This window comes from Nitratireductor sp. XY-223, from assembly GCF_004959855.1.
In the GTDB taxonomy this organism is placed as follows: Bacteria; Pseudomonadota; Alphaproteobacteria; order Rhizobiales; family Rhizobiaceae; genus Hoeflea_A.
The window spans coordinates 19,785-36,957 of record NZ_SPNT01000015.1; the positions used below are offsets into that span (position 1 = coordinate 19,785).

A 17,173-nucleotide genomic window follows, 5' to 3' on the forward strand; every position below is an offset into this window, starting at 1 on the left:
TTGTCTCGTGTTTCTCCTAACGGCTTTGTGATGCGTTCTACACAGGACGCACATGCGTCCTATCCTGCGATGCCGGATTGTTCCGACGACGGTTTGATTTTTGGCCGAGGGAGCCCGGCCAACGTCTCAACCAGCTCTTTCGCATTCTCACAAGCGGCTTGCATGCTGAATTGCTATCCGCAAAGGGATCAGCTTCGACTCTGGTTTTGACAGGTTGCCCGCCTGGATGCGGCATACCAACGCGCCATCAACCTGATCCTGGTCGGTAGGGACGTGGATCTCGCCGACAAACGGCTCTTCCCCGTTTTCATGACGCCACTGGTCACATTCAATACTAAAAGCATCTTGGGGCATCATGGGGCGGTCAGGCTTGTAGAAGAATGAATTGGGGTCACGAGCCTTTGGCTGAATGATCGGAGCGCGAAACCGCGCAGGATCAAGTACGCTACTGCCATAGTCCATCATCCCAGGCACACCGCGCAGCGAACGGTTGAGGACATCCAGTGCATGCAAAGGATGGTCATGCGAACGGCCGCCGATGGATGTACGCCTCTGACCGCAAGGAGCAGCGGGCGGACGGGGCAGTCCGGATGCCTGGTGCTTGTCTGAATCGTCAACTTCGTCGACCTGCTGGTCGTCGCGATTCTTGTATGGCGGCGGTTTGATCTGGAAATTGCCCCGCGCCTCGATTGTGACCAGGGCATCAGTAGCCGGCCGGGTGCCGCGGTTCTCGGCGAGAAACATGAACTCCAGCACAGGCTCTTCCTGCCGCAGCGTCCTGTGATGGTCGCGCAGCACTTCTTCGCAACGTTCCAGCCATTGGGGATAGGCTTCGTCGCGGTATTTTGCGATCTCATCGTCCGTGGCTGGCGTGAAGACCTGTTTCATGCCCGGAATGCGGATGCCGCCCGTTTGAGGTGCGTCGCGCTCCTCAGGCTCTTTCGGCCCGAAATCGGTTTCCAGAGGGAAACGCTCCTTGAGACGGTCCATTAGCTCACCAACTTCAGCATCGGTCAGCGCCTCGTACCATATGTATGAGCCTTCATAACGCTCGACCTCCGTGTCCGTTCCGTCAACGCAGCGAATGGCGAAAGACGGCTCGGCTTTCTTCAGACGCGCGTTCTCGTCCTTTAGGGCCGCCAGCTCTTTTTCGGTTTGCATTTTCTCGGGCGGCAGCAGCCAGTCATCGGGAATCATATCCACAGTCAAGCCAAGGCCCTGGGCCGTGTAAAGCGGGACGGTATCATGGGTCAGAAGACGAACGTCGGCACCTTGATTTTGCCAGGCGAATTCATGGACGGTTCCTATGAGCTGGTCGTCTCGCTCCTGATAATTCAGGCGGTCTTCAAGGTCTTTGCTATATTGGTGCTGGGACTCGACGGAAAGGACGACACGGGGGTCGCTTTCACAGACCACCTTCTGACCGTCTGCCAACATCTTGCGAAACGCGGCGGAGGCGGCCCGAGCGCGATTGGCAACACGGTCATTTCCCTTGTTCTTGAGGTAGTCGATCTCGCGCAGCACAGGAGCCGCAACGACGTCTGGTCGGCACAGCCGGACCTTGGCAAGCCCTCGGACCTCATTACGCCGGACCAGCAGAATGAGGACGAAGAAGAAGACGCCAGCAAGAAGTCGATTTCCGATGCACGACAGCTCCTGGAAGAGAAGAAACAGGCGCTGGAAAGCACGGCCGAGGCAATCCTGGGGACCACCCTGCAACTCGCATCCGATGATGAGGTCAACGCCCTGTTGCAGCAGCTCGGTAACGCGACCGATATGCTCAAGCCGGCGTCCCTTGCCGCACTGCCTTCCGTTACCGTCATAAAGAAACTGCGCGCAGTTTCCGATGAAGACTGCACGGCCGCGCAGACGCTCATCGAGGACATGGTCAAGCGCGCGAAGGTCGTAGCCGAAAGGCTGCGGAACAAGCAGGAATCGGCCCGCTGGCAGCTCTACGCGAAGGTGGCCGCCTGGCATGCTGAACATCATCAGGACACAGAACCAAAGGATTGTCCCGTCTGCGGCACCGACCTTGATAAGGTGCCTCCGGATGCCCTTCTCGACAAAGCGGTGAAGGACGCCTTGGCAGCTTGCAGTGAAGCGGATGCGGATGCCGCCAAGGGAGCCGACGAGTGGGAACGGGATGCTGCGCGTGAGTTTCTGGATGGCCTGCCCGAAGGCCTGCGCGCCTTTGCCGACAAGGCCCCTCCTGAGGACCTCCTCAGCATTTATCACAAGGCGTATGTCGAAGAACTGCTGGCCGACCGGGCGTTCGCAAACCGGCTGGCGCCGCTGAAGCAGAATGCCGGACAGGTCTGGGAAATTGCGGTTGGGGACAACAAGCTGCCTTATGCGCCCGCGCCGCAGCCCGTCGATCTGCCTGAGGAGTTCAGGAACGGCACACTTGCCCAGCGGATCGGCTATATCGTCAATGCGGTGGTGTTATCCAGGCATCGGGCTGAAAGCACGGAGGCAATCAAACCCTTGTTGAGCGCTATATCGGCGCGGTAGAAAAGGTGGAAGCCGAAGGAGAAGAGATCGCGGCCCAAGAACGGTCATTGCGCAATCAAATCGAGGCCGTGCGCAAGTGCGTGGAGAACACGGCGCCCATCGTCTCGATTCTGCGGCAGCTCGACGATCTGGAAAGGACGCGCAAAGAATATGTCGGCTACATCACGCGCCTGGTTCTGGTTGACGAGGCCGCAACGGCCATCGAAGCGTTTGCGAGATTTGAGGCCCTTGTGTTTCAGCAGGTTTCAGGGTTGATCCGGGCCCTCGACACGGACACTAGAAACTGGCTTGGCACAATCTATAGCCCGCACTATAGGGGCGGTCCGGCCTATAGCGGCATAGACCTTGGCGAGGAAACGGGGCTCGGTTTGCGCACCGCCATTGGGGGGATGCAGGTCCCGGCCTACAAGATTATGAACGCTTCGCTCCTGCGCGCCTGCGTGTGGGCGTTCGTGTTCAGCCTATGGAATCGCGTCAAGGCCCGGCTAGGCGGGCTAGACTGCATGCTCCTTGACGACCCTCAAACGCATTTTGACCCGATCAATGCAGAAAACCTGGCGGCGGCGATTCCCCAAATGCCAGGACATAGCATGCATCCCTTGATCACGTCGAACGACAACAGGTTTGTCGCATCGATCCGGGACAAGTTGCCTGACCGCTCGACCGCCACTCCGACATGGCATGCCTGGACGCTTAATCCGATTTCCAACTCCCGCCTGACGGCCGGAGTAAGTCCTGCTGTGGAGGAGATTTTCGATCGCCTGCAGGAATGGCAGGAAGATGAAAACAACACAGCCAAAGCGCAGCAGTTCGTCAGCACGGTCCGCCTTTACGTGGAAAACCGGCTTTGGGACCTGCTGGCAACTGATCCGATGGTCATGCACAAGCCTACTTTGGCTGATCTGATCCAGTCAGTGCGATCCGCTCACAATAACGGCGAACGCCCGTTTGAAGAGCCTCCCTTTCAGGCCTTGCTGGCCCATACAGCGCTACGGGACAGTGCGCCGTTTTATAAGATAATCAACAAGGCGCATCACCGCCTTCATGAAGTGACACCGCACGAGGCGGGAGAGGTAGCGGAGCCGTTCAAGGAAATCGATAGGCTGCTGCGTAGCTGTTCGGCTTCCTATGCACGATTCATGGGGCGCCTTACGCGTGAGGACAAGGACCTTTTTCTCGCCAGCCTGCCGCAGCCGCCCGCTCGGGTTACGCTGAACAGAGCGCCAATTCCGCTGCTGGGAGAAGTCAGCGCGCGAAGCCATGCCGACAGACTGGCGGCTGCGGCGGTAGACGAGGTTTTTGACTTTGGCGTACTTGGCGATATTGATCTTTACGGTGTGCGGTCGCCGGGCCTCGGCGCACTGGCCCTGCAGGGGCAGGTGGTAGCTGTATCCCTCGACAGAGAAGCGCGAGACGGCGATCCCGTCATCGCCCTCAATAGTGACAAGGTTTATTGCCGCCGGTTTCTTGGCGATTCGCGCGATCCCTCGCGCATTGCCCTTGCCTGCGATCAGTCGGGTACTGAACGGGTTCCGCCAACCCTGCTGCTCCCCAGGGCGAAGACACTGCTGCTGCCGATAGTTGGTGTGCTGTACGACCAGGAACGATTTGCTGGAAAAGAAGAAGCCTGTCCGGTCGCAACCAGTAAACTGCTGGACAGAAAGCTTGTTGCCGTGCGTGTAGTTGATGACAGCGCCTACCCGGTTATCCGGAACGGGGATATCGCTGTGCTCGAAGCCGTTGAGAATCTAACTGACAGCGAGATAGCGCGGCTTGAAGACAGGATCGTTGTGGCGGCCCTGGGCAACGAGGGAGATAGCTTCGCCTATCTCAAGCGGCTCGGAGGCGAAGTCTCGCCCGGCGTGCGAATACTTGAGAATGTGGGTACGAAGGGCAGCGCTCTTGCGGTCGTGACCAGTGCCGATACAGGCTCACTTGGCATCGGCGCATTGCAGAGGCTGTGGCGTGTACACGGCATGTTCAGACACCTAGGGTGACCTGCCGTCCCGACACTGATCCTTGTTGTGACGAATTGCGAGTTAGCTCATAGCATCTCGCCGAGCCGAGCAGCAATATGTTCATAGCGGTCTGTGCCGAGACCAAGCAACTGCAGTAGTAGTTTGTTGAGAATGACCTGACAGCGCGCTGCGTCCTCCGGGAGCGCAGAGCGCGCATTGCGGGCGATTTGACCGCGGCGGCCTTCTTCGTTTTCGATATGTTGGACAAGCCTAACATCCACTCGCGCCAGCGCAACTCCATAGGCAGGTAGTCAGGCTCGCGGTCGAAGGGTACGTCTGAGCCCATCGATTTCTTTGCTGCAGCGACGTTCACGGTGCCACCCCGTAGAGCCGAAAGCTGTCCCGGCCGGTCAGTTCCCTGGCGACCCCGAGTTCGACGAGGCAGTCGCAGAAGCGCCGGGCCGCGCGGAGACATTCGGGCGGAGATGCCATGTACGTGCGGTGCGAGCATTGTGGGGGCGACGGCGTCCTCCGCGAGGAAGAGACCCACGGCCGCGTCCGAGCCCTTGGCGCGTAGTTTTTGGGGCCGCCAATTGCAGAGCCGATGCACGCTCGGCCGGTGATTGGGATAGACGAACTGTCACGATGACGGATTTCAAAAACGCTTGCTGGGCGGCCAAACGCCCCCCTTCGCCCCGCCTGCAAGGTCCCGACAAAGCGGCTTGGTCATGTGCAGCGCAGTCAGAGCCAGCGGCCGGTCCCAACTCAAGGATTTCGAAAGGACCATGTCGGCCAGCATGCTGCCTACCCGCTCGGCCCGGTTGTCTGTCACAAGGACAGTTTCAATCAAGTGCACCGCCGCGGCCAATGGCCCCCACTCCCGAGACTTTGCCATTCATGCGCGGTTTTGTTGGATGGTTTCGAAGTTAAAGCGAAATCTCTTTTCTGGCTTCCATTACAATTCCCGATCTCCTCCGCATCTGAGCCACTTGCCGCCACGGTACAAGCGTGAATTCCTTGCTGCTTTTCATGACCGCGAAGCGACCAGACACCAGTCGGACTGATTGCACAGGTGTGCGGCCGGTACGACCAAAGTCTTTGGCAGTAACTCGCTTCAAACCGAGTTTGCTTTCAAGATTCGATCCAGCCGTTTCTATATCACGACGCTCAAGCTCAGCGAGCATTCGCTGGCGAGCGATCAATTGCCCATCTTTCTCCCGCATCAGGCCCTTCTGGACGAGCCATTGCTGGCGGTGGCGTAGCGCCTTTGTGACTTCTAATCCGAAGCCACGTTGCGCAATCTCTTCCGGCCCCCGCAATACCAATTGCCGGTCGAGCCAAGTCGCGCCGCTAGCGGTCGCAAGTTGCTCAACCCGGGCATGGGATTCGATGAATATGCGAGCTTGCAAAAAGTGCCTACCGGCCGACTGTCCATGCTGCTGCCGACCGCGCAAAGTCGCCAATACCCCTCTACTCGGCGGATCGGCTTCGTCGATGCGCCCGATCTCCGCATAGTGCAGCTTTCCGTCGATGCCATCGACGAGGACATAGTGCCTGTCGTTCATCTCGTCGGCCAGGCCGATGCCGACAATTTTGCCGACGGTCCGCGCGCTCGGGTCATCCGCCCGGAAGATACTGAAATCAGTCGTCCCGCGTTCGATACCAGCATGCTTCAAAACCCCTTGCATAGTCCTCATGATGTCGCCACGCCGTCCAAGATCCCGCAACACGGTTTCGGCACGTTCGGCGATCTTCCAAATGCCGGGCGATAACTCCTCCGATAGTCCCATGTTTTCGAGCTTGCGAAGACGGCCTGTCTTTAGCGATTGCCAGCGTTGGTCAGTATCCTGTCTTCGACCAACTACCAGGACGCCGTCTGCGGTATCGCGCAACAAGCTACGGTCGATCCGCGTGAACCGATCGGCTGTCATTTCCGCATCAAGTTTGCGGTCGAACTCGGCCTGTGTTTCGAGACCGAGTTCCAGCGTCATGAGATCGTTAGCGCGTTCCCGGAAGCCACGCGCTATGTAGTCCCGCGCGATGATCAAATCCTGTCCGGTTTCGTCCTTGCCGCGAATAACGATATGCGTGTGGGGATGACCGGTGTTGAAATGATCGACGGCCACCCAATCGAGCTTCGTGCCGAGGTCAATTTCCGCCTGCTGCATGAGATCGCGGACGAAAGGTTTGAGATCGGTGAGTTGTGAAGAATCTTCCGGCGCAACAATGAGACGGAACTGGTGCCGGTCGCCCCTCGCTTCTTCCAGAAATGCCTTTCCGTCGACCTGCTCGGAACGTGAATTGTATAACGATCCCCGTTCTCCCTCCTTTGTGACGCCATCGCGCCGGAGATATCGTAGATGGGATTGCGCAGCCTTTATGCCGCCCGCGCCGAACTTCGTGATACGTGCTTTGACGACGACGCGACGGCGCCTGGGTTGTGGCGCTCGGCTTGCGAAGGAACAAGATACCGCATAGCCGCGTCCGTTGCGACTACCGAACCAGGTTGAATGCCGCATACTGCGGCTTGTATTTCCGGCGCGTCTCATTTCGCGGACAACGCGTCCGATCCATGTTTTCTTTTTGCGCGCCGAAGGTGAGCGGATGCGTCCCAGTTTCGGGTTAAGGTCTCTGTCCGGCACGGCCGATCCCTCTCGTTTTCCGGTGTTAAGATGGAGATCGGGATCGGGGCAACAATTGCCAAGAGGGTGTCAAAAACATCAGGTTCGTAGAGGCACATGCAACGCTTTTGGCACTACCGCCAGTACTCTGGCACCAAAAAAAGCTTGGTCTTCCAGTCGCCTCACCCTGCTCCGGTGCCAGTTCTTTTATCTTGCCATCGCCCCAACCCTGCCGTTTTCTACACGCGTCCACCCCGGTCAATCATCCGGCTCATTTCGCATCAATCCACAAAGGCCGTGCCACGCCATGGATAACCCTCAGGTCCGACACCCCGAAATACCGCCCATCGAATGAATCCGGATGATCGCCGAGCAGAAAAACCTGACCTGATCCGAGTTCGAGACACCCTCTCCAGCGGGGCATCTTCAACCCTCGCGTATCGTTGAGTTTCGCTTTCGAGGTTGGCATTCCGCCTACAAAAACCGCACGTCCGAACCTGCAAACCGTGTCACCGGTCAGCGCGACGACACGTTTGAGCGCCGGCACATTTACCTGCAGATAGGCGCGCCGATCTGCCATCTGCCGTGCATGTTCAGGCAGCGTAACCAGCACAAGGTCGCCACGTTTGGGAGGTGTATGGGACACAGAATAAAGCCCTATCGGGATACTGGGCGAAGCGTTCCAGACTAGCCTGGTCGGCGGGTTCTCGATGGTGGAAACCGCGATCAAAACACATCCAGTGGCGCACAGTAACAGCGCAGCGCCCCTCTGCTTCAACATCAATTCAGTTCCGCTCATTGGGTGTTTCCGACGTCGATGAACGGCGCGTGCCTTCCGACCAGGCGTTCAGATCATCGATGGCATAGAGCACGCGAAACCCGTGCTTGCGGTATTTCGGGCCGTTGCCATAGACCCGCATCTTGGCAAGCGTGTTGGGTTTGAGGCCGAGATACTCGGCCGCTTCCCTCGAGTTCAGGAATGTCCTCCGGTCGCGATTGCTATCGTCGTTCTGCATTCTTGTCTCCCTGTTTTCCGGGCCGTGTGGCGCGGTTTCGCAAGGAATACTGGATTGGATTTTACTGACACGGGAGTGACGAAATCGCTGCGTTCAAATCCGTCACCACTCGGTCATAGGAACTTGCGATAGCCGCCGCGCATAAGTGACAGGCCGGCATTTCGGCTGCGCCAGACCTGTTTCTTAAGCGCCTCGTCTCCGCTCGCCGACCAGGAAAGCCGCGTCAATCGCAGGGCGCGAAACACATGCGCCGTGTCCTGCAACGATCCGCCCGTCTGGTGACATTCGAGCGCAACCAGCTGTTTCTTCCGGTTCAGACGAGCGGTTCTTGAGAGTGTTCGCATGTCGCGACAGCGCCGTTGTTTGAGTGCCGACGTGGTCCAGATCAGCGCCTTGGTTCCGCGCTCGACGGATGCAAATCCATGCAGGTGGAACGTCAGATTCACCGGTCGAAGCAGGACATTGGTGCCTTCTACGCTGACGCTGACCGAGGTTTTTTCCGAGCGAACGACGATCTCCTGCCGCTCAGTGCCGCACAGGATCGCCGCGCAGTTCCTGTCGCGAAACAGATCAAGATCGGCCTCATCGCTGTCGGTTCCGACGCAAAGTGAGGAGGCGTTGACCGTGTGCGTGAGGGCGGATTTCAGCCAGAATATATCGGCCTGCCGCGCATTGAGATCGGGATCGACAAAGGCAGCAAGACCCCATTTCGCGGCGTCGTTAAGACAGCCCCGTGGCCGATAAATCCGCACGCCGGAGGCGTGCGAAACGGGCCTAGCCGCCTTCTTCCGGCTCGCGCGATAGTCACTTCGGTATTCGGGATTGTGCCGCAGGAACTCCCAGGCCCAATCGGAATCGGAGAGGCTGTCGGCATAATCATAGTCGCTTGGCGACCTGCCGAACGCGGCAATAAAGCCCTCTGCCCGCTTCGCCATCAATGCTGCCTGCGCTCCGCGATAACATATTCGATTGAATTAGTGACAATGGAATCCGATTGCATTGTGGCAACTTATGCAACCAACGGTAATCTAATTAGAAAACCCCCGCATCGACGGATGCGAGGGTTGTTCGCAAGAACCGGTTGCTCAGTCCCGTGGGTTCCAGATCAGCGCGAAGACGTTGTCGTCGTCCTGGCCGGCAGCCTTGCCGAGATTGGCGTAGAGCTTCTTCGGGCCGAATTCCGGGGCGGCGATGGAAAGCGAGACATAGTCCTTACCCGAGGTCTCGGACTTTCGGACCCAGGCGGCGCCGACTTCGATGCCCTCAGCAAGGACCCGGTAGTCGGGCTGTGTTTCGCTGGTCTTACCGCCGTTCGGCGTGATGGCGATTTCGGCGCGAATTGAGAGTGTCTTGAGTTCTCCTGTGAACCGTCCGTCCTTGTGTTTGGTGACATATCCGATTGCAGCCATTTGTCTGCTCCTTGGTTTGAATTTGCGGCGGAAGCTCATCTTCCTGCCTGACGGCGAACCGATTGGACCTGACGGAGGTCGGGTGCATCCGGAGGACCGGAACTTCAGTGGAGGATCGAGTGGGAACGGTTTTTTGGACGCGCAGCGTCATGCGCGAGGAGCAGCCTGCTGCGGGGAAAAAACCGTACACAATCGATTGCACCCGAGCGACAAAGGTCTGGTATCGCCAAGGGAAGGCAGGCGGATGGGCTTTCCTCCGAATACAAAAACAAGGACCGAATGCGTCCGGCAATCGGTATCCAGCCAACAAATTGGCATGGACGACGGGGCGCGAACGCACCTTTCGCGAACGCGGCGAAAGCACTGCAACAAGCCAGATATGCAGTCAATCGAACGAATGCCCCGCTGCCGGTTGGCAACGGGGCGATGCTATCGCATGGCGGACAATCCGCTTAAGAACGATCAGGTTCCGGTTTGAATACCTCCGCAATCCTCCGCCAGTCGGCACCGATAGCGGTCGTTTCGATCGGCGCTTTCGTGTGTCCGGTGAAGGGGAATTTCAGCCAGTCCGGAACCCAATCCTCGATCCTTTTGCGTCCGTTTTCGCCGCGCAGGCAGTCCACGACAATGCCCTTTTGAACCTTGCCGGTTGCCTGACTGTTCGCTTCGGCAACATCCTTTCCGGCAATGTCTTTCAGTACGGCATTGATGGTTGCCTTGTCCCGCAGGAGTTCGAAGAAGATGTCGTCGGCGTGCCATTTCCCTTCTGCTCCAACAGCCAGATGAACGCCGACGGCCTCGACAAGACAGGAACCGGATTGCAGTGTCTCGGCCATGGCGAACGTCATGATGCGCATGACGTCGGCGTCTTCCATTTCCAGCAATTTGGCGAACATCATTGCCGCCGGATAGGCGTCGCCGTTGTGGCGAACCAGCTCGGCGCGGTCCGGTTCCAAATCCAAGAGCTTGAGGACCTCAGCCCTTTCATTATCGAACTCGGATTGGGAAGCGCTATTGCGAACCGAGGCCGCGATCTCCGGCTTGGGTGCCTTCTGCGGTTCCGGCTGCACATTCCAAAGCGCTGAACCGGCGATCATATGCGCGATGGTCAACCGCAGTGCCACCGCCGGATGGTTCAGCAGTTCGGTGCGGACCAGCGCATGGCGATGCAGTTCCAGATAGGTCTGCATGGCCTTGGTGATTTCCGGTTTTGCGCACGCCTCAACACCGTCCCCGCCCCTTGCTGCCTTGGCGCGGGCCTCGCGAAGCGGAATATAGCCCTCATGGAAGGCCACCTCGCCATCGTGGCGGATCGACACATAGACGCGCCCGCCCTTTTTCTTCTGCGTCTTTTCATGGTCCCACTCGCAGAAATACGCGCCGCGTTCCAGCACGTCGACGCTGGTCCAGCCCGCATCCAAAAGGGCCTGTTTTCTGGCTTCGACAGCCTCTCCTTGCAGCTTCCAGAACTGATCCGCATCGGCAAAATAGCTGTCTCCGCCAAACAGATCGGCAGCAATCGCGCCGTCATAGTCGCTCACATCAAAAAGCGCGACGGACGTTCTGATATTGTGGCCGCCGAACAGCCAGCGTTTCAACTGCTCGCCGCGCGGCGCGTAGCTGTCTTCGCCACGGTGGAGTTTGAGCCATTCAGCCTGCTGCGCCTTGCTTGCCATCGTCAGGACGCGCAGCGTCGACTGATCGATTTCGTCGTTGCGGTACGCCGTTTTGATCGCCGGAATGAGATTGGCGAGCGCCAGCACGCGTTTGACCGTCAGGTCAGTGACGCCGAAGGTTTCGGCGATTTCGGCAATCTCCCTGCCCTCCCTGGCAAGCTTCGCGAACGCCTCGTACTGGTCCATCAGATCCATCGGCAGGCGGGCAAGATTCTCCAGCAACGAGGCCTCGACCGCTTCCGCATCGTCCTGTGTATCCATGACGGCGCAGGGCACAGGACCGAACTCGCCGGCTTCCTTTTGGACTTTCATGGCCGCGAAGTAACGCCGGCGACCGGCGACGATTTCAAATCCATCGCCGTTCGGTCGCACGAGAAGCGGTTGCAGAATGCCGCGCTTGCGGATCGATGGCAGGATGTCCGAGACATCCGGCGCTTTCCTTCCGTGCCGGACATTCACCTTGGTGAGTTTCAGTTCCTCAAGCGGGATATGACGCAGTTCCATGGGTCATTCCTTTCATGGATCGAATAAAAGATGAGTGCTTGCAGGCGGCTAAGCCGCCCGCCCTGTCGGCTCAGTGGAGCCGAATTGATCGAAGGCGAGCAGGAAATCGGCGGCTTTCGAGGCCTGACTGGCGGCGCGGAAGATCGCCCGCTTGTCGCTTTTGAGGAGGTCCAGCCATGTGCCGAGATAGTCGGCATGGCGCACCGTCGGTACGATTTCGAGACTAGCGCAGGTGAAGGCCGCGCATAACTCCGCGACCAATTCCTCGCGCGCATAGGCTTGCGATTTCCGCCTGCCCGACTGATCGCGGGCGAGCCGAGACCCATGCCCGGTCCAGTGCCCGAGTTCGTGAAACAGGGTTCGGTAGTAATTGACCTGATCGGCAAAAGCGGGCTGCGGCGGCACTTGCACGACATCATGCGCCGGGCTGTAGAAAGCCATACCGCCACCGATCCGTATCGTCGCACCGGTGGCACTTGCCACCCGTTCAGCACGGGGTACGATCTCCTGTTCGGGCAATGGGGCTGCGCCGATTACGACATCATCCGGCAGGCCGTCGCACTGGTCGGCGTTGAAGACGCGGTAGCGTTTGAGGAACGGAACGCTTTGCGTTTCACCTTCGTCAGTGCCTTTCCGCTCCGCATCCTTCGGCACAAACCGGTCGACATAGCAGATGATTTCGCCATGCTCACCCTTGCGGACCGTGCCGCCGAGGTCGTTTGCCTGTTTGAACGTCAGCCAGTTTTGCGATGCGTATCCGTGTTCAATGACCGCACCCCACAGGATCAAGATGTTGATGCCGGAATAGCAACGGGTAGTGACGGCGTTCCTCGGAAGGCCGACAGCGCAGGCGCAATGGTCCGCATTCCAAGGCCGAACCCACGGAAACCGCCCCTCCTCCAGTTCGGCAACAATCCTGTCCGTGATCTCCTGATAGAGGTCACTGCGCGGCTTGCTCTGGGTGTTTTGCCGTTTTGTCTTGGTCGTCATGACAATTCCCTTCGTTTCCAATCAAACTCCAACCCACCCCGGGAAGCGGGGTGGGCGGCGAACATCGAAGGGAAGGCCCGCTGAAACGAGGCGCGCGGCACCCGAAGGGCCGCAAGGAGGAACGACTGGAGGACCGGCTGAGCCGTTCGCATCAGAGAAACGAAGACGTGAGAAAGATACGGATCAGCCGGTTGCGGCGTGCCGCAGCGGGCCTATCCCGAAGAGCCGCCCACCCAAGCGCACCGGGGGCCTGCAAAAACGACATGAACAATCATGCCCAACGACAACTTTAGATGATCTCGCGCGACCCACCGGCCTGTTGCTGTTCCGTCCAAATTGCCTCCAGCGCCTTGCGCCGGATGTGGTCGTCCGTCTTGGCGGTCCACTCGTAAAGCAGGTTTTGAAGCGGCATTGGAACGATGCAATATTGGTTCAGGCGATCGATCGAAAGTTGCCGCTTTTCGACATTCAGTGATGGGCTGAGGTCGACAATGACATGGGTGTTGAAGCCAATCGGCTGGGCTTCAAGCGCTGCGGCCGTCACGACATCGTCCAGCCAGAAGCCACAGATAAAGAGCTGGTCACGCCCCTCTTTCCGCATTGCATTCAGCAGGTCCTTGTTCGACCAGACCGGACGATCATGCTCAAAACCGAACACGCGCGGTTTGTTCTTTTCGCACGGCGTTGAAAGCCACATTTCCCCGGAAGATTTACCCTGCGACACGGCAAAATACCGCGGGACCAGGGCCAGGTCCGCCGCACTCGAGATACGCTTGAACTGCACCGCCAATTGGCGCTTCAAGTCGGAACCAAGGCGGCAGGCGTTTGCATGCCAAGGATCAATGATGAGCAGCTGCGAATTCTCTGGAACAGCCAGCACCGGCATAGAATTTCCCCTCCACCATCAACTTGAGGATACCCGGCGGCAACACGGAGGCCACCGCCGGGTGGGGTCCGCCCTGGGAGGAGCGTGAATTGCGCAGCCGTTAACGGACGTTGTCCGGGAAGCGGCCGATTTCTCATGGCCTTGGCAGTGCGTTGCCGATATCCCAGAACACACCGGTCATGATCTGCAGACCTTCCTTGAGGATCGGCGCGAGCGCGTGTTCGTCAGGGGCGTGCTGACCGCATTCCGGATAGGAGTGGGGTATCCAGACCGTAGGCATGCCAAGAATGTCGGAAAAGCAGTCGTTTGGGAGGGATGCCGCCAGATTGGGAAGGCGCACGGGCGGCTGACCGGTCGTGTCCTCGATGGAATTGGCCACGAACTCGACCCATGGGTGGTCGGGATCCTGCCTTGTGGCGGCAAGGTCGACCGCATGGTTCGGTTCGATCGCGATATCATCGAACCCGGCTGCATCCAGATGCGCGCGAAGGTCCTCAAGCGCAGACTTCGGCTCTATTCCGACAACGAACCGAAGCTGGCAAGCGGCGATGGCTTCTCCCTGGATTGCGTTGACCGGATTGTCGGAATCGCCACTGCTGATCGCGACGACCGCAAAGCTGTTCCAGGCATAGAGCCGTTCGGCGAGCGTCAAACCGGGTTCGCCCCAGTCGCGGTCGACGCTGGTATCGTCGTCAGAACCGCCGATCGGACAATCCGCCAAGGCTTCCTTTATCGCCGGCGACGGGGGTTCCGGGCGCCATCCCTCGACGAGGAGGCGACCGTTGGAATCGGCAATCGATGCGATTGCGTGGGAGAGCCGAATGACGGGATCCTTCAGAACTCCTCCCCAGTTTCCGGAATGGAAATTCCGCTTGCGGAAACGTGCCCTCAAATTGAAGTTGAGGTTGCCCCGCGCGCCCATATAGATCGTCGGCCGGTCCGCCTGCAGTCTCGGGCCGTCGGATGCGATCAGCACGTCGGCATTCAGAACATGCCGGTGCTGCCTGCAGAATACGTGCATGCCCGGGGAGCCGATTTCCTCGCTCATATCCAGCAGGAAACGCGTGTTGAAGCCCAACCTTCCTTCGTCGGCAATCAGACAGTGGATGGCAGAAAGCGCTGTCCAGTGCTGACCCTTGTTGTCGACCGTGCCACGCCCGTACCACTTTTCTCCGACAACTGTCACTGCCCAGGGGTCGAGATCGTTGCTCCATTGATCTTCCATCCCCGGCACGACATCACCGTGCCCGTAAATCAGCACCGTCGGCAATCCGCGGTCTTCGAAACGCTCTGCGACCAGGAACGGGACCCCGGCTGGATCGGGATTGTCGTAAATCTGCCAATCGAACCCGAGAGGTCTCAGTTTGTCGGCAATAACGGAGCTCATATAGTGTTCCAGGCAGTTCCGGAACTGAGGATCCTGGCTTTCTGTTCGGATGGCCACAAGATCACGTAGCCCTGAAAGAAAATGGCCGTTTTCGAAGAAATCGGTGGCCGCTTCGATGGAAGATTGTCGAGACATCTGCTTTCCGTGCTTTTTCATTGCAGGGTTTTCGGTCGGGCGGCGGTTTGGTGAACCACTGCCGGTATCGTCATGACTGTCCGAACTCATGGCTTTGCGTCTGCCATGAACTGTCCGCCGCCACTGTCATAATGCATACAGGCGATACGCGCCTCGCCCTCGATACGCTCCTGCGGCTCTGTGCCAGAGCAGTCGCCCTGCGCCATCGGACAGCGAGGATGAAAACTGCAGCCGGTCGGCGGTTCGAGCGGGTTCGGGAATTCACCGGCAAGATGAACATCCGGTACGCCGAGTTCCGGATTTGGCGAAAGCACCGATTCCAGCAAGGCCTTTGTATAAGGGTGGCGGGGGCGACTGAAGATCTCCCGGGCCGGCGCTTCTTCAACGATGCGCCCAAGATACATGACCGCGATCCGGTCGGCGATATGTTCAATGACCGAAAGGTCGTGACTGATGACGAGGTAGGTTAGGCTTAATTCCTTGCGCAAATCCATGAGCAGATTGAGGATCTGCGACTGAACAGACACATCAAGGGCCGATGTCGGTTCGTCGCAAATGACGATCCGCGGCCGCAGGATCAGCGCACGTGCAATCGCGACCCTTTGTCTTTGACCGCCCGACATTTGACTGGGATAGCTGTCCATTAGGCGCCGCGGCAATCCGACGAGATCAAGCGTTTCGGTGACACGTTTGTCCCAATTTTCCGGATCGCCGCTCTTGTGCACGCGCAAAGGCGCGGTGACGATTTCGCGGACGGACTTGCGCGGATTGAGGGACGAATGGGGATCCTGGAACACCGGCTGTATCCTCTCGGAAATCCAGATCCGGTCGTGGCTGGCATAGGACTGGCCATGAACGCGGACCTCACCCACGCTTGGCGCGATCAGGCCCAAAAGCAGCTTTGCCAGTGTGCTCTTGCCACACCCGGATTCGCCGACAAGACCCAGGACCTCACCGCTTTTGAGCTTGAGGTCTATTTTCTTGACGGCGTGGAGCTGCCCGTCTTTCTTGAAGTATCCGCGAGAGACCGAGTAGACCTTGGAGACGCCTTTCAGCTCTAGCGGGATCTGAGCTGCTGCCGGTTCCATACTACGCTGCCTCCCATCGTAATTCGTCCAGTTCGGCCGATGCCAATACGCACCTGCAAGCATGACTCGATCCTCTTTCGGTAAGATCCGGTTCCCGTTCGCAAAGGGGAGCGGCGTAGGGGCAGCGGGAGGAAAACCCACAACTTGAAGATTCTCCGATGAATGCCGGAACAACACCCGGAATGGAACCCAAGGGTTCACCAGATGCGGTTTTACCCGGCACCGGCAAGCAGGAGAGCAGGCCCTTGGTGTAGGGGTGCAAGGGCCGGGAGAAAAGCTGACGCGCAGTTCCGGTCTCGACAAATCGTCCAGCATACATGACGGCAATCTTGTCGGCGATCCTCGCTACCACTCCCAGATCATGGGTGATGAATATCATGGCCATTCCCAGTTCACTTTGAAGTTGCTTGAGCTGCCTCAGGATCTTCGCCTGGATTGTCACGTCCAGCGCCGTGGTCGGCTCGTCGGCGATCACCAGTTCCGGCGAACACATGAGGCTCATCGCAATCATGACCCTTTGCCTCAGTCCACCCGACAATTGATGCGGGTATTGTGCCATTCGGCGCCCCGCCGCCGTGATCCCCACCTTCTCCAGGAGGTCGACCGCATGGTCCCGTGCTTCCCGGCGGCCCGCTCGCCGGTGCCTGATCAGCGGCTCAGCCAGCTGATCACCAATCGTGTAGACCGGATTGAGCGATGTCATCGGCTCCTGGAAGATCATCGACATCCGGTTGCCGCGCAAATCCGCCATCTGCCGCTCATTGAGCCGGCTGAGATCGATGCCGTCGAAGTGCAGACGCTCGGCCTGGTGTTCTGCCGATTTGGGCAGGAGGCCCATCAAAGCCAGGGATGACAGGGACTTGCCGCAGCCCGATTCCCCGACGATGCAAAGCGTTTCACCCTTTTCAAGCGCGAAAGACAAACCCCTTACCGGCGTGAACCGCGCCGCTCCTGCCGGGATGGTGACCCGCAGATCTTCGACCTGCAATAGA

14 protein-coding genes are annotated in these 17,173 nt (G+C 58.7%); 2 read left to right on the forward strand and 12 right to left on the reverse strand.

All coding sequences use genetic code 11. The features are described 5' to 3' along the window. Positions 1 to 147: 147 nt before the first annotated feature. Positions 148 to 1,197: a hypothetical protein gene (locus E4M07_RS26000; protein WP_246660620.1), complete on the reverse strand. Its 1,050-nt coding sequence runs from the start codon at positions 1,195 to 1,197 to the stop codon at positions 148 to 150. 48 nt (positions 1,198 to 1,245) lie between these two features. On the opposite strand from E4M07_RS26000, the gene E4M07_RS29675 reads away from it, so the two are divergent. After that, on the forward strand, positions 1,246 to 2,511 hold the full coding sequence (locus tag E4M07_RS29675) for a hypothetical protein (RefSeq protein WP_246660621.1): 1,266 nt from the start codon (positions 1,246 to 1,248) through the stop codon (positions 2,509 to 2,511). 5 nt (positions 2,512 to 2,516) lie between these two features. Beyond that, entirely contained in the window at positions 2,517 to 4,508 is a 1,992-nt protein-coding gene (locus E4M07_RS26010; protein WP_136661342.1) for a hypothetical protein, read from the forward strand. Positions 4,509 to 5,395: 887 nt separating this feature from the next. On the opposite strand, the gene E4M07_RS26025 is transcribed toward E4M07_RS26010, so the two are convergent. From E4M07_RS26025 to E4M07_RS26075, 11 genes are all read right to left on the reverse strand, one after another. Then, on the reverse strand, positions 5,396 to 7,111 hold the full coding sequence (locus tag E4M07_RS26025; protein ID WP_136661345.1) for a DUF3363 domain-containing protein: 1,716 nt from the start codon (positions 7,109 to 7,111) through the stop codon (positions 5,396 to 5,398). 250 nt (positions 7,112 to 7,361) lie between these two features. Beyond that, positions 7,362 to 7,889, reverse strand: coding sequence for a S26 family signal peptidase (locus E4M07_RS26030; RefSeq protein ID WP_136661346.1), 528 nt, complete (start codon positions 7,887 to 7,889; stop codon positions 7,362 to 7,364). Further along, a complete protein-coding gene (locus E4M07_RS26035; protein ID WP_136661347.1) occupies positions 7,876 to 8,106 on the reverse strand; it encodes a helix-turn-helix domain-containing protein in 231 nt (76 codons plus the stop codon). The genes E4M07_RS26030 and E4M07_RS26035 overlap by 14 nt, the downstream gene beginning before the upstream one ends. A 113-nt stretch (positions 8,107 to 8,219) precedes the next feature. Further along, on the reverse strand, positions 8,220 to 9,041 hold the full coding sequence (locus tag E4M07_RS26040; RefSeq protein ID WP_136661348.1) for a DUF6499 domain-containing protein: 822 nt from the start codon (positions 9,039 to 9,041) through the stop codon (positions 8,220 to 8,222). Positions 9,042 to 9,191: 150 nt separating this feature from the next. Continuing rightward, entirely contained in the window at positions 9,192 to 9,515 is a 324-nt protein-coding gene (locus E4M07_RS26045; protein ID WP_136661349.1) for a DUF736 domain-containing protein, read from the reverse strand. A 452-nt stretch (positions 9,516 to 9,967) separates the two neighbouring features. Beyond that, a complete protein-coding gene (locus E4M07_RS26050) occupies positions 9,968 to 11,695 on the reverse strand; it encodes a ParB/RepB/Spo0J family partition protein (RefSeq protein ID WP_136661350.1) in 1,728 nt (575 codons plus the stop codon). Positions 11,696 to 11,743: 48 nt separating this feature from the next. Beyond that, the gene (locus E4M07_RS26055; protein ID WP_136661351.1) at positions 11,744 to 12,685 is read right to left on the reverse strand and encodes a zincin-like metallopeptidase domain-containing protein; all 942 of its coding nucleotides are present in this window, start codon (positions 12,683 to 12,685) and stop codon (positions 11,744 to 11,746) included. Between the two features lie 289 nt (positions 12,686 to 12,974). After that, positions 12,975 to 13,571, reverse strand: a complete 597-nt coding sequence (locus tag E4M07_RS26060) for an isochorismatase family protein (RefSeq protein ID WP_136661352.1) — start codon at positions 13,569 to 13,571, stop codon at positions 12,975 to 12,977. Between the two features lie 133 nt (positions 13,572 to 13,704). Next, entirely contained in the window at positions 13,705 to 15,114 is a 1,410-nt protein-coding gene (locus tag E4M07_RS26065; RefSeq protein WP_348640542.1) for a M20 family metallopeptidase, read from the reverse strand. A 65-nt stretch (positions 15,115 to 15,179) separates the two neighbouring features. Further along, the gene (locus E4M07_RS26070; RefSeq protein WP_136661354.1) at positions 15,180 to 16,181 is read right to left on the reverse strand and encodes an oligopeptide/dipeptide ABC transporter ATP-binding protein; all 1,002 of its coding nucleotides are present in this window, start codon (positions 16,179 to 16,181) and stop codon (positions 15,180 to 15,182) included. 1 nt (position 16,182) lies between these two features. Further along, positions 16,183 to 17,169 (reverse strand): ABC transporter ATP-binding protein, encoded by a 987-nt coding sequence (locus E4M07_RS26075; protein WP_246660622.1) that lies wholly within the window; start codon positions 17,167 to 17,169, stop codon positions 16,183 to 16,185. Positions 17,170 to 17,173: the final 4 nt, after the last annotated feature.

Bases quoted from the DNA above. Each gene is read 5' to 3' on its own strand.
- E4M07_RS26000 (WP_246660620.1), bottom strand. From the start codon at position 1,197: ATGATTCCCGATGACTGGCTGCTGCCGCCCGAGAAAATGCAAACCGAA.
- E4M07_RS29675 (WP_246660621.1), top strand. From the start codon at position 1,246: ATGGGTCAGAAGACGAACGTCGGCACCTTGATTTTGCCAGGCGAATTC.
- E4M07_RS26030 (WP_136661346.1), bottom strand. From the start codon at position 7,889: ATGAGCGGAACTGAATTGATGTTGAAGCAGAGGGGCGCTGCGCTGTTA.
- E4M07_RS26035 (WP_136661347.1), bottom strand. From the start codon at position 8,106: ATGCAGAACGACGATAGCAATCGCGACCGGAGGACATTCCTGAACTCG.
- E4M07_RS26040 (WP_136661348.1), bottom strand. From the start codon at position 9,041: ATGGCGAAGCGGGCAGAGGGCTTTATTGCCGCGTTCGGCAGGTCGCCA.
- E4M07_RS26045 (WP_136661349.1), bottom strand. From the start codon at position 9,515: ATGGCTGCAATCGGATATGTCACCAAACACAAGGACGGACGGTTCACA.
- E4M07_RS26050 (WP_136661350.1), bottom strand. From the start codon at position 11,695: ATGGAACTGCGTCATATCCCGCTTGAGGAACTGAAACTCACCAAGGTG.
- E4M07_RS26055 (WP_136661351.1), bottom strand. From the start codon at position 12,685: ATGACGACCAAGACAAAACGGCAAAACACCCAGAGCAAGCCGCGCAGT.
- E4M07_RS26060 (WP_136661352.1), bottom strand. From the start codon at position 13,571: ATGCCGGTGCTGGCTGTTCCAGAGAATTCGCAGCTGCTCATCATTGAT.
- E4M07_RS26065 (WP_348640542.1), bottom strand. From the start codon at position 15,114: ATGAAAAAGCACGGAAAGCAGATGTCTCGACAATCTTCCATCGAAGCG.
- E4M07_RS26070 (WP_136661354.1), bottom strand. From the start codon at position 16,181: ATGGAACCGGCAGCAGCTCAGATCCCGCTAGAGCTGAAAGGCGTCTCC.